Below are 12,985 nucleotides of genomic sequence, written 5' to 3' on the forward strand. Positions count from 1 at the left end.
TGATTAAAATGAAAAAAATAATGATGGTCATTTTGCTCTCTGCGAACAGTACTTTGATGTATGCAGGGCAATGCTCTTTAGATTCGGTCTCGGAACCAGTCATGCGTTTGGCTAATTATTATCATAGTCAATCTGCGACTTCTTTTCGGGTTTTTTGTGATCAAGCTTACTCTATTCAATTTAGTAGTTTAAATTTAAGCAGTTCTGACGGTTCAAGCTATGTATCGAATGGGCCATATCGCTTAAAAACCAGAATGAACATTTCTGGACCAGTCAGAAATCAGTGGAATGTGCCTCTTTCACAGTCTGGCGCATTAAAAGACAGTAAATATATTATTGCTGTGCGTCTAGAAGAGCAGCCTTCTATTCGTACCCCGGTGGGGACTTATAGAGATGTGGTATTTATAAGCTTATTGTTTTAGCTGAATCATGTGCCAGAAAGGTGTAAATGATAGGTTAGGGTGAACAGCATTCATTCATGTGTTTCGCAACAATTAGGCTGATCAAATTGTATATTGGGTTAGTTTTGAATGGTATGTGTCAACAAACGGTCACTTAAAAATCATCAAACTGAAAGAAACAACATCTATGCTGAATTAAAATGAACAACATAGGTGTTGTATGGCAAATTTTTATGCGCACAGCCTGTTAAAACAACAAAATTTTCCAGAAAGTTTTCAATTTTATTTTAAAAATAATCAACAAAATCGAATTTGTGATGGTATTGCTACGCTTCAGGATTTAATCCGTCCGCGATTAAAAATTGCCATAGTGACAGAAACTTGGTCACCTGAAATTAATGGTGTAGCGCTGTCTTTATTGCAACTATGTAAAGGGTTGCAGCAGCAAGGTCATAAAATATTACTGATTAGACCTGAGCAAAAGCAGAAGTGCCATGAATTCTTGCCAAATCATGAGTGCCTGGTCAAAGCTCAAGCTATTCCTCAATATCCAAGCTTGCAATTTGGCTGGCCACAATTTTTAAAAGTCTCGAATGCTTTAGATAAGTTTGCACCAAATGTAGTGCATATTGTTACTGAAGGGCCGTTGGGACTCAGTGTTTTGCAAGCTGCTAAAACAAAGGGTATACCAGTTTCGAGCGGCTTCCATTCACCTTTTCAAGAATTTAGTCGCTATTTCGATTTAGCCTTTTTAATTAAGCCGATTCAACGCTATTTACGTTGGTTTCACAACAACACACAACTCACCTGTATTCCCAGTAAAGATACGGAATATATTTTGAGACAGTTTGGTGTTTGTTGTCCTTTGGTGGTGGTAGGGCGTGGCGTGGATATTGCACGTTTTTCTCCACAGCATTGTTCAGATGCGTTGCGTCAACAATGGGGTGCGACATCTACAACCAAGGTGATGCTGTATGTCGGGCGGTTATCTCCTGAAAAGGAAATTGATGTGCTGATCAAAGCCTATCGCTCCATGAAGAAAAATATACAACAGGACATCAAGCTAGTCATTGTGGGTGATGGTCCGGAACGTGGACGTTTGGAAATGTTAAGCCAAGGTCAGGATGTGGTCTTTACAGGAAATCTGTCTGGTCTGAAGCTTGCCCAAGCCTATGCAAGTGCCAATGTTTTTGTATTTGCAAGTCAGGTTGAGACCTTTGGTAATGTAGTTCTAGAAGCGATGGCGAGTGGTTTGCCAGTGATTGCTTATGATTATGCCTGTGCACATTTGCATGTCAAAAACAGTGAAACAGGTTGGTTAAGTGCCTTGGGAGATACCACAAGTTTTATTCAGTCCATTTATCAGTTGCCGAATAACCGGCAATTAAAACAGATGGGGCTGCAAGCCCGAGAGGCTGTACAGCATATAGGTTGGCAGCATCCCGTACAACAGTTTGAGCAAGCATTGTATGGGGTTGCAATGGAGACGGAAATGACATCCTGAATTTTAAGCACAAGTTTAAAGGAGCATCATCATGAATTTAAAAAAAGCAAAAATAACGATGTTGGATCTCGATTTAAGAGGCTGTTTGTACCTGAATCACTTTTCGCATTCACAAGCTGTAGCCTATTTTTTTAAAATGATCAGCCGTTTTGGCAATGGTTTGTTTTGGCTAATTATGTTGGCCAGTTTGTGGATGCTGGAAGGTTTATTCTATATTGTGCAGCTACTCTATTTGTTGATTGGCGGATCAGTCGGTACCGCCATTTATAAGCTATTAAAAAATAAAACGGTACGACCACGACCTTATCAGGTGCATCAGGTGATTCGCCTGCAAGAGCCGCCGCTGGACCACTTTAGTTTTCCGTCCGGTCATACTTTGCATGCCGTAATGGCCAGTACGGTGATGGGTTATATACAGCCGGTACTGCTTATTCTGATGTTGCCGTTCACTATTTTGGTAGCAATTTCCCGTATGGTGCTGGGTCTGCATTATCCTAGTGATGTGCTGGTAGGTGCTTTAATTGGTGTAGTGGTGGCGAGCGGAATTATTATGAGCGCCCCTTTTTTTAATATCATGTTATAAAAATATCGGCAGAAGCCTCAGGAAACTCACGCGATTTTTATAAAATTTGCTAAAGTACAGCAACAATTTTGAAAAGATTAGGAATACCTATGGGTTTACGCTGGACAGATACCATTGATATCGCGATTGAGCTTTCTGAAGCGCATCCAGATGTGGATCCGCAGTGGATTCGTTTTACCGATTTACATACCTGGGTTTGCGCTTTGCCGGACTTTAGTGATGATCCGAACAAATCGACTGAAGGTTTGCTGGAAGGGATTCAAATGGCCTGGATTGACGAAGTCCGTTAATCGCTATATCGAAAAATCCAAATTTTTTACATATCAAAAGCTGAAAACAACACATTATTCGGTATAATGCGGCAAAATTTTCATGTCTAAATTGACCTAAGGAGCCAATCATGGCTATCGAACGTACTTTATCTATCGTTAAACCAGATGCAGTTGCTAAAAACCACATCGGCGACATCTTTGCTCGTTTCGAGAAAGCTGGTCTTAAAATCGTTGCAACTAAAATGAAACATTTGACTCAAGCTGAAGCTGAAGGCTTCTACGCTGAGCACAAAGAACGCGGTTTCTTTGGTGACCTAGTTGCATTCATGACTTCTGGTCCAGTAGTTGTTTCAGTTCTTGAAGGCGAAAACGCAGTTCTTGCTCACCGTGACATCCTTGGCGCGACTAACCCTAAAGAAGCTGCTCCAGGTACAATCCGCGCTGACTTCGCTGTAAGCATCGACGAAAATGCTGCTCACGGTTCTGACTCTGTAGCATCTGCTGATCGTGAAGTTAACTACTTCTTCGCTCAAACTGAGATTGCTCCGCGTACTCGTTAATTCGAAGTATTCAAGCCAGATAAGTGTTATCATGCTTATCTGGTTTTTTTATTCCCTGAATAAAACTTTGCTCGTTTATTGAGCTTCTCCTTTCATCTTTAGACATGGTTTAGGTAATTACACATGAGTACTGAAGTAGTCGCTGTCTCTGCGGTTTCGGCTGAACAGCAGCAATCTCCATCCGCTCCTGCGCAGCAAAATGCTGTGGAGAAAGTGAATTTACTCGGCATGTCACGTCCGCAAATGGAAAAATTCTTCGAAGACATGGGTGAGAAGAAATTCCGTGCAGGGCAGGTGATGAAATGGATTCACCAATTTTTCGTGACCGATTTTGCTGAAATGACCAATATTTCTGGCAAACTGCGTGAAAAATTAGAAAAGATTTGTGAAATTAAAGCCCCCGAAGTGGTGCATAAAAACTATTCCAAAGATGGTACCCGTAAATGGGTATTCCGTGTGGGAGACGGTGATGGCTCCTTGGTTGAAACTGTACTGATTCCTGCTGAAGACAAAACCGGCGCGCGTAAGACCTTGTGCATTTCTTCGCAAGTGGGCTGTGCTCTTGACTGTTCATTCTGTTCGACTGGTAAACAGGGCTTTCAGCGTGACTTGAGTCAAGCGGAAATCATTGGTCAGCTGTGGATGGCGAACTTCTCATATATGGAAGATGTGCCTGTTGCTGAACGTGAACGTTCAGTGACCAATGTGGTGATGATGGGTATGGGTGAGCCATTACTGAACTATGATGCTGTACTGAACTCTATGCGCATCATGCTGGATGACTTCGCATACGGTATGTCAAAACGTCGCGTGACTTTATCCACTTCAGGCGTGGTGCCAAAGATTGACCAATTGGCACAAGATATTGATGTGGCTTTGGCGATCTCTCTGCATGCGCCAAATGATGAGCTGCGCAATGAGCTGGTACCGATCAATAAAAAATATCCTTTAGAACAGCTGATTGCAGCCTGCCAGCGTTATATTGCCAAAGATGGCAATGAAAGTTCACGTAAGCATGTCACCATTGAATATGTGATGCTGGATGGCGTAAATGACCATCCTGAACATGCACAGCAAATGATCAAGTTGCTTAAAAACTTACCTAGCAAAATTAATTTGATTCCGTTTAATCCTTTCCCGCATGCGCCATACGGTCGCTCAAGCCGTAACCGCATTATTTCTTTCCAAAAAACTTTGTCTGATGCCGGATTTGTGTGTACGATTCGTCAGACACGTGGTGATGATATTGATGCTGCGTGTGGACAACTGGTCGGACAAGTTGCTGACCGCACCCGCCGTGCGGAACAGTGGAAAAAGAAAGTTGCGCAGCAAAATGAGATTCTGCGCACTCAAGGATAAAAAAGGGGACGCCAATTGAGAAAGCCCACGTATAAATTAGCTTTTATTACAACCATTTGTATGTCTGCTATTTTACTTACTGCGTGTCAGACACCCGATGCATTGGGTAAGAAAGATCCTGAAAAGGCAGTTAAAGTTCGCACTCAATTGGCGGCAGAATATATTAAATCGGGCGATCTGGATGCGGCAAAACGTACTTTGGATCAGGCGCTTGATGTTGATTCGAGAGATTCAACGGCAAATATGATGATGGGTGTTTTATTGCAACAAGAGGGCAGTAAAATCAGTCTGGATAAAGCGGACTCCTATTTCAAACGTGCTATCTCTGCAGATCCGAAAAATGCACAAGCGCGTAACAACTACGGTACTTATTTGTATCAAATTGAGCGCTATAATGATGCGCTTGAACAGCTCAAGGTGGCTGGCGCTACTTTGGGTTATGAGCAACGTTACAAAGCATTGGAAAATGCAGGACGAATTTATTTAAAGCTGGGTGATAGTGCGAATGCTGAAAAATCATTCAAACAAGCCTTGCAAGCGAATCGTGACTCTTATATTTCAATGTTAGAGTTGTCTGAAATTTTTTATGTAAGACAGCAGACCGCAGAGGCGACACAATTGTATGAACAGTTTGTGCGTAATGTCGGTCAAAAGAATCAAGGTGCGCGTGCACTCTGGATTGGTATCCGAATTGCGCGTGCAAACAGTGACACAATGGGAACACAGGTACTGGTCAATCAGTTGCGTGCACTTTTCCCAGAGAGTCCAGAATACCAACGTTATCTGCAATTACAGTACAGTACTGAGGCCGTATGGAAGTAAATCCTAATTCACCGCAATCGAATGGTTCAAGCGTAGTACCCAATGCATTAGGAAATGTTCAGCGTCCAGGCGAGTACTTACGTCAAATTCGAATTGCACAAAAGCGTGAATTAAATGATGTTGCCAAAGATTTGAACATGCCTGTGAAAACTTTGACTGCATTAGAACAAGATGATTATAAGACCTTGCCTGAAGCAACCTTCATTAAGGGTTACTATCGGAGCTACGCAAAATATTTAAAGGTCGATGCGACATCTATTATCCAGCGTTTTGATGATATTTATCAAAATGATACAGGGTTGTTGCCAAATCATGCCTTAAATAATTCACCGATTAAAATCATGGGTAAACTCCCAGGTTCTAATAGTGACCGCAACAAAAAATTGCTGAAACGAATTCTGATTGCTTTGGTGGTACTGGTCGTCCTTGCTGCTGCTGTTATGGCAGTCCAAAATTGGACATCCAATACAGCAAATCATGGTCAGGACATTGCTCCGGCTGAATCTGATGTACAAGTCCTGAATATGGATAATACTACGGCAGTAACAGGTGATCAGCTTGAGCTTGAGTTTAGTCATCCAACTTCTGTGCATATTGTTGATTCAACTGGTAAAGTACTGGCAACAGGCCGTCAGGCATCGTCGTTGAAATTGAATGGTGAAACGCCGTTCCAAATCCGTTTGGATGATGCATCTGCTGTCACATTAACATTGAATAATGAGAAGATTGCATTGTCATCTTATACCGTCAACGGAAAAGCAGATTTCCGTTTGTCACGTTAATGGGTAAAGAATAGAGCGATATCAATGATTGAAAATCCGATTAAGCGCCGTCCCACTCGTAAAATTCGTGTCGGTTCTGTGTATGTAGGGGGTGATGCCCCAATCAGCATCCAAAGTATGACCAATACTGAAACCTGTGATGTGGAAGCTACTGTTGCACAGATTCAGCGTTGTGTGGATGTGGGTGCGGACATCATGCGCGTTTCCGTACCGAGTATGGAAGCTGCTGAAGCATTTGGTGAAATCCGTAAACGTGTACAGGTGCCGTTGGTTGCCGATATTCACTTCGACTATAAAATTGCCTTGCGTGTTGCAGACTTGGGCGCAGACTGTTTGCGTATTAACCCGGGCAATATTGGTTCGGAAGCGAAAATACGTGAAGTGGTTGCTGCAGCGAAGCACAATGACATTTCGATGCGTATTGGGGTCAATGCCGGTTCACTGGAAAAAGATATTCAAAAGAAATATGGTGAGCCGACAGGTCAGGCGCTGCTTGAATCTGCCATGCGTCATATTGATATTCTAGACCGTTTAAATTTCCATGAATTTAAAGTCTCGGTTAAGGCATCCAATGTATTTTTGACCATGGATGCATATCGTTTGCTGTCTCAACAAATTGATAATCCATTACATTTAGGTGTGACTGAAGCTGGTGTCTATCGTACCGGTTCAGTGAAATCGGCGATTGCTTTAGGCGGTTTGCTGATGGAAGGCATTGGCGATACCATGCGTATTTCACTGGCGGCTGAACCTGAAGAAGAAGTGAAAATTGGTTTTGATATTTTAAAATCATTGGGACTTCGTTCTAACGGCATTAACTTTATTGCCTGCCCAAGCTGTTCACGCCAAGAATTTAATGTGATTAAAGTGATGCAAACATTGGAAGAGCGTCTTGAAGATGTTCGCGTACCGATGGATGTATCCGTGATTGGCTGTAAAGTGAATGGCCCGGGTGAAGCCAAAGAAGCCGATATTGGTGTGGTAGGTGCAAGTCCACGTTCACTGGTGTATCGTAATGGTGAAAAGAGCCATTTAATTGATACAAATCAGTTGGTTGATGAAATCGAAGCGATGGTTCGTCAACGTGTTAGCGATATTGAAGACGCTAAAGCAAAAGAGATTATTCGCACAAGTTTTTCTGAGTAGATCATGAGTTCAATTGTCGCAATTAAAGGTTTTAATGACATTCTTCCAACGCAAACTTCTGCGTGGAGACGTCTTGAACAACATTTAGCATCATTAATGGATGCTTATGGTTATCAACAAATTCGTTTGCCGATGGTTGAGCAAACAAATCTGTTCAAGCGCTCAATTGGTGATGCAACAGATATCGTTGAAAAGGAAATGTATACCTTTTTAGATAAAGGTAATCCGCCAGAGTCTTTGACTTTACGTCCGGAAGGAACTGCAGGCTGTGTGCGTGCCATGCTAGAGCATAACTTGCTGCGTGGTGCGACTCCGCGTGTGTGGTATATCGGTCCAATGTTCCGTTATGAAAAACCACAAAAAGGTCGTTATCGCCAGTTCCATCAGTTTGGTGTGGAAACCTTTGGTGTGGCAACACCGGATCAGGATGCTGAACTGATTCTGATGACAGCTCGTTTGTGGAAACGTATGGGTGTGGCAAACAAGGTTCAGCTCGAACTGAATACTTTGGGTGAAGCGGATGAGCGCGCATCTTACCGTGCGGCTTTGGTTGAATTTTTGGAATCCCATAAAGCAGATTTAGATGAAGATTCACAGCGTCGTTTGACTACTAATCCACTGCGTATCTTGGATTCTAAAGATGCGAAGACCCAGTCGATTCTGGAAAATGCGCCTAAACTTCACGACTTTATGGGTGAGGAAACTTTGGCCCACTTTGCACAATTGCAGCAGTATCTGACTGATGCGGGTGTGAGTTTTGTAATTAACCAGAAATTGGTACGCGGTCTGGACTACTACAACAAAACCGTATTTGAATGGACCACCACACATTTGGGTTCACAGGGGACAGTGTGTGCCGGTGGCCGTTATGACGGTCTTGTGGGTCAGCTCAAAGGTAAGGCTGATCAATCTGTACCGGCTGTAGGTTTCGCCATGGGTATGGAGCGTTTATTACTTCTACTTGAACAGGTTGAAGACAACACACCTGTACGTGACTGTGAAATTTTTCTGGTTTCAGACCCTGCAACTCAAGGCCACGCTTTGGTACTTGCCGAGCAGATACGTGACCAGCTTGAAGCGACAAATAGCACAATTCGTCTGAAAGTGGGTTCACAAGGCTCAATGAAATCTCAGATGAAAAAAGCCGATCAGGCCGGTGCAGTGTACGCTTTAATCTTTGGTCAGCGTGAGTCGGAAGCACAGCAAATTTCAGTGAAAGAGTTGGCAACGGCTGAACAGACTGAAATCGTGGTGGCGGATTTTTTGCCATTTATCATCGAAAAATTTTCTTCAAAATAAACCGAAAAACATAAGGAAAAGGGTAATCACATGAACGCATTGAGTGATGAGGAACAACTTGATAGCTTAAAAAGTTTCACTAAAAAATATGGCTCGGCCATCATTAGTGGGATTTTAATCGCGTTGATTGCCTTTTTCGGTTGGGAATATTGGCAGAAGAAGAACCTGGCTGAATCACAAATGGAAACAGCCAAGGTGCAGCAATTGATGGATGATGCAAAGAATGTGAAGGATGATGCCAACGCATTTAATGCATTGTCTGCAACTGCGGACAAAATTGTCAAAGAAGCTCCAGATTCTGCACAGGCCATTCAAACTCAATTGTTAATGGCCAAACTGGCTTATGACAAAGCGGATTATGCTCATGCAGAACGTGCATTGAAAAAAGTTGAAAATTCCAAAGTCGATGATGCTGGTCTGGTACAAGTGGTAAAACTACGTTTGGCTTATGCACAGCTTGCGCAAAAAAAATATGATGATGCCATTAAAACCTTGTCAGCAGTCACAGATCCGGCGTTTAAAGCAACGGCTGATGAAGCGCTAGGTGATGTCTATGTTGCTAAAAATGATATAGAAAATGCTAAAAAATCGTACATGAGTGCATGGGATGCACTGCTTGAACGTAAACAAGAACGTCAAATTTTACAAATTAAACTCGAAAGTGTCGGCGTTTTAGTTGATGATCCTGATGTTGAACGCCCAATTTTAGAAACACAAGTGGATGAGTCGTGATGGATAGAAAATACAAGATACCGTTTGCACTAACAATTTTAACCTTTGCACTCGTTGGTTGTTCTACGAATAAAACAAAAGTGGAAGAGGTGAAACCGAATCCATTGCCAAAATTGGTTCAGGCAAAAAGTCTTGTTCCTGTATTTTCTCAAAGCGTTTCTTCTACCAGTAAAGAAGATCCGTTACGTTTACGTTTGGATGCCGATAATGGTGTGGTCTTCACTGTAAATCCAGATGGTGAAGTATCTGCTTATCAAGGTAAACAGCGTCTGTGGCAGAAAAAGGTGACGAAGTCAGGACTAAGTGCAGGTATTGAAGCTGCTGAAGGTCTGGTGGTGGTTGGCAATAAAAAAGGTCAACTGTTTGCTCTGGATCAGGCGACCGGTGAGCAACGCTGGACTGCACAGTTATCGGGTGCGATTTTATCTGCATCACTTATTCAGTCAGGTCGTGTGATTACCCTGACCAACGATGACACTGTGTATGCGCATGATTTGGCGACCGGTCAGCAGGTTTGGACCTATAATCTTCCAAACGTACAGTTTAGCTTGCGTGGTACAGCCACACCGGTAGCGCTTGATCCGCGTACGGTGCTGATTGCCTCATCGAATGCTTATGTTTATGCGCTGGATATCATTAGTGGTGTGCCACGTATGCAGCGCCGTGTAGCTGTGAGTGAAGGCCGTTCTGATATTCAGCGCCTGAACGATATTGATGGCGAGCCTGTGGTGGCTGGCCAATTTCTGGTGACCACAAGTTACCAGGGGCAAGTGACAGTGATGGATCTGGCTGCACAACAAATTGTGTGGAGTGAGGATGCCAGCAGTATCCAGCGTCCAGAAGTGGCTAATAATACCGTCTATGTTGCACAGGAAGATGGCAAAATTACCGCTTATGCACTGGCAACCGGTGAGCAATTATGGCAAAACGACAGTTTGTTGCATCGCCAGTTGAGTAATCCGGTCATGCTCGGTCAGGATCTGGTGGTTGGCGATCTGGATGGTGTCTTGCATCTGATTGATCCAACCACAGGCCAGTTGATTGGTCGTTCAAAAACCAGTGGTGAAGTGCGTTCACTACGCGTGATTGATAATCAGCTTTATGTGGCAACACGTAAGGGCGCTTTAAGCATTTGGCAGAATCGTTAATTTTCTTCAGCCTTATGTTAAACTAAGCAAAATCCGTATTTTTTTAAACACGGGGTGATTGATAATTCTCAATACCCCGTGTTTTTATTTAGATCTCTGGTCTATTTTTTCTTCCACAGTTTCTGATGTTCAGGCCACTCAAACTGGCTGATCTTGAATAAAGGTTAATCTATGAAACCCGTAATTGCGCTCATTGGTCGTCCGAACGTCGGAAAATCAACGCTGTTTAACCAGATCACCAAGAGCCGTGATGCGCTTGTTGCTGATTTTGCCGGTCTGACCCGTGACCGTAAATATGGCGACGCGACTTATCAAAATAAATCATTCATCGTGGTCGATACTGGTGGTATTGGCGAAACCGAAGGTGGAATTGACTCTTACATGGCGGAGCAGTCTAAAACTGCCATTCATGAAGCAGACATGATCATCTTTGTGGTGGATGCACGTGCCGGATTACTTGCCTCTGATGAACAGATTGCACGTGACTTGCGTACTTTAGGCAAGAAAGTCTTTCTTGTGGCCAACAAGGTCGATGGTGTACACGCAGAAGCAGCACTGGTTGAATTCTTCAAACTGGGGATGGGTGAGCCGATGCAGGTGGCTGCAAGCCACGGCCGCGGTGTTCAGCAAATGCTGGAAGAAGTACTGCAAGATGTACCTGAAGATGAAAATCCAGATCAGCATGACAGAGACACTGGCTTACGTTTAGCGATTATTGGTCGTCCAAACGTGGGTAAATCGACTTTAGTGAACCGCCTGTTGGGTGAAGACCGTGTGGTGGCATTTGACCAACCGGGGACAACACGTGACTCGGTGTATATTCCATTCGAGCGCGATGGTCGTAAATACACTCTGATTGACACTGCTGGTGTACGTCGTAAAGGTAAAGTGGATGAAATGATTGAGAAATTCTCAATCGTGAAAACTTTACAAGCGATGAAAGATGCCCATGTTGTGGTGATTGTGGTTGATGCGCGCGACGGGATTGTCGAGCAAGACTTGCATTTGATTGGTTATGCGCTGGAAGCCGGTCGTGCCATGGTGATTGCGATCAACAAATGGGACAACATGTCTGAGTATGATCGCAAACAATGTAAGTTAGATGTCGATCGTCGCTTTGACTTTATTCCTTGGGCAAAAATTCACTTGATTTCTGCTTTGCATGGTACAGGGGTAGGTGATCTCTATCCATCTATTCACCGTGCTTATGACTCTTCACACCTGAAAGTTTCACCGGCAAAAATTACCCAGATCTTGAATGATGCTACAGATGCGCATCATCCACCTATGGTACAGGGTCGTCGTATCAAAATGCGTTATGCCCACATGGGTGGACAAAATCCCCCGACCATCGTGATTCACGGTAACAAAGTGGATAAGACCCCGAATGATTATCGTCGCTATCTCGAAAACGTGTTCCGCAAAGTGTACAAACTGGAAGGTACACCAGTAAAAATCGAATTTAAAACCTCGGAAAACCCGTTTGAAGGGCGTAAATCTCAGATTGATGAACGTACTGCAGCGCGTAAACGCCGTTATGTACAGAAGTTCAAGAAAGCCGAGAAGAAATTTAAACGTTAATCATCTCAGGATTTAAATTTTTCAAAAAGCCCAAAGTGATCTTTGGGCTTTTTTCTTTTAAGATATGATTCTATTTTTGATCGGGTGGATGCAGGTGGGCAGATTGATTCGCGTGGATGTGGAACGCATTGAGCAGATCGTGTCAGTCGCTGCGGAATTGGATCGCAAAAGCAAAATTCAGCTGCAAAAACATCAGATCTACGATTATCGTAATCAATTACTTTCCCAGCAATTACAGACTCCTATTCAACAGGCACATTTCGCAACGACCGATTATGGCAAGCCCTATTTAATCGACTTTCCTCAATTCTATTTTAATCATAGCCATAGCCAGAAGAATTATGCCTTAGCTACTAGTGCGCAGATGCGCGATCTGGGCGTGGATATTGAGGATCTGGATCGTAAGGTCAGGTTTGAAGCCTTGGCCAACCATGCTTTTCATGCGCATGAATTGCAGTGCTGGAATGAACTGGAGCAGGATCCAGATTACTGGTTTAAAGTCTGGACCACCAAAGAGGCGGTATTAAAAGCCTCTGGGCTGGGGGTGCGTTTAAACTTGAATGAACTGGATACCCGGGTTCATCCGCTGCATGATGGCGGCATGTGTAGTCATCCTCTCATTGGGACATTTGCCTATCAAAACTTCCATTTAGGTCATGTCATGTTAACCGTGGCCTGGCGTTCAGAAGCGTCCTGTCAGGGTTTTGCTTTTCCGGAGATTCAGATCTTTTTGTCAGCTGCAAAATGATTTTAGATTCAGTATCAGCTTTATGTTTATTTCACATTTCCTTATTAC

The 12,985-nt window shown here is 43.3% G+C and carries 14 protein-coding genes; all 14 read left to right on the forward strand.

From position 1 onward, the window contains the following. The first annotated feature begins 8 nt into the window (after positions 1-8). The 14 genes from FB6_RS02315 to FB6_RS02380 all read left to right on the forward strand — a co-directional run bounded on the left by FB6_RS02315 (position 9) and on the right by FB6_RS02380 (position 12,937). Positions 9-422 (forward strand): hypothetical protein, encoded by a 414-nt coding sequence (locus FB6_RS02315; protein WP_174558457.1) that lies wholly within the window; start codon positions 9-11, stop codon positions 420-422. Between the two features lie 199 nt (positions 423-621). After that, positions 622-1,905: a glycosyltransferase family 4 protein gene (locus tag FB6_RS02320; RefSeq protein ID WP_174558458.1), complete on the forward strand. Its 1,284-nt coding sequence runs from the start codon at positions 622-624 to the stop codon at positions 1,903-1,905. A 31-nt stretch (positions 1,906-1,936) separates the two neighbouring features. Further along, positions 1,937-2,488 (forward strand): phosphatase PAP2 family protein, encoded by a 552-nt coding sequence (locus FB6_RS02325; protein ID WP_174558459.1) that lies wholly within the window; start codon positions 1,937-1,939, stop codon positions 2,486-2,488. Positions 2,489-2,577: 89 nt separating this feature from the next. Beyond that, the gene (gene iscX, locus FB6_RS02330) at positions 2,578-2,778 is read left to right on the forward strand and encodes a Fe-S cluster assembly protein IscX (protein ID WP_174558460.1); all 201 of its coding nucleotides are present in this window, start codon (positions 2,578-2,580) and stop codon (positions 2,776-2,778) included. A gap of 110 nt (positions 2,779-2,888) precedes the next feature. Beyond that, complete coding sequence (gene ndk, locus FB6_RS02335; RefSeq protein WP_086179247.1) at positions 2,889-3,320, forward strand: nucleoside-diphosphate kinase; 432 nt, start codon at positions 2,889-2,891, stop codon at positions 3,318-3,320. 123 nt (positions 3,321-3,443) lie between these two features. Further along, complete coding sequence (rlmN, locus tag FB6_RS02340) at positions 3,444-4,679, forward strand: 23S rRNA (adenine(2503)-C(2))-methyltransferase RlmN (RefSeq protein WP_174558461.1); 1,236 nt, start codon at positions 3,444-3,446, stop codon at positions 4,677-4,679. Between the two features lie 60 nt (positions 4,680-4,739). Further along, positions 4,740-5,501, forward strand: a complete 762-nt coding sequence (gene pilW / locus FB6_RS02345) for a type IV pilus biogenesis/stability protein PilW (RefSeq protein WP_174558462.1) — start codon at positions 4,740-4,742, stop codon at positions 5,499-5,501. Next, positions 5,492-6,283, forward strand: a complete 792-nt coding sequence (locus FB6_RS02350; RefSeq protein ID WP_174558463.1) for a helix-turn-helix domain-containing protein — start codon at positions 5,492-5,494, stop codon at positions 6,281-6,283. The genes pilW and FB6_RS02350 overlap by 10 nt, the downstream gene beginning before the upstream one ends. A 24-nt stretch (positions 6,284-6,307) precedes the next feature. Beyond that, positions 6,308-7,429, forward strand: coding sequence for a flavodoxin-dependent (E)-4-hydroxy-3-methylbut-2-enyl-diphosphate synthase (gene ispG, locus FB6_RS02355; protein ID WP_174558464.1), 1,122 nt, complete (start codon positions 6,308-6,310; stop codon positions 7,427-7,429). A 3-nt stretch (positions 7,430-7,432) separates the two neighbouring features. After that, positions 7,433-8,728, forward strand: a complete 1,296-nt coding sequence (hisS, locus tag FB6_RS02360) for a histidine--tRNA ligase (RefSeq protein ID WP_174558465.1) — start codon at positions 7,433-7,435, stop codon at positions 8,726-8,728. 30 nt (positions 8,729-8,758) lie between these two features. Further along, entirely contained in the window at positions 8,759-9,460 is a 702-nt protein-coding gene (locus tag FB6_RS02365) for a YfgM family protein (RefSeq protein WP_174558466.1), read from the forward strand. Next, positions 9,460-10,608, forward strand: a complete 1,149-nt coding sequence (gene bamB / locus FB6_RS02370) for an outer membrane protein assembly factor BamB (protein WP_174558467.1) — start codon at positions 9,460-9,462, stop codon at positions 10,606-10,608. Before FB6_RS02365 ends, bamB begins: the two co-directional genes overlap by 1 nt. Before the next feature lie 171 nt (positions 10,609-10,779). Next, positions 10,780-12,189 carry a ribosome biogenesis GTPase Der gene (gene der / locus FB6_RS02375; RefSeq protein ID WP_174558468.1) on the forward strand — a complete coding sequence of 470 codons (1,410 nt, stop codon included), beginning with the start codon at positions 10,780-10,782 and terminating at the stop codon, positions 12,187-12,189. A gap of 94 nt (positions 12,190-12,283) precedes the next feature. Next, entirely contained in the window at positions 12,284-12,937 is a 654-nt protein-coding gene (locus FB6_RS02380; protein WP_254592182.1) for a 4'-phosphopantetheinyl transferase family protein, read from the forward strand. Positions 12,938-12,985 lie beyond the last annotated feature (48 nt).

Source organism: Acinetobacter bouvetii, from assembly GCF_902753875.1.
GTDB classification, from domain to species: domain Bacteria; phylum Pseudomonadota; class Gammaproteobacteria; order Pseudomonadales; family Moraxellaceae; genus Acinetobacter; species Acinetobacter bouvetii_A.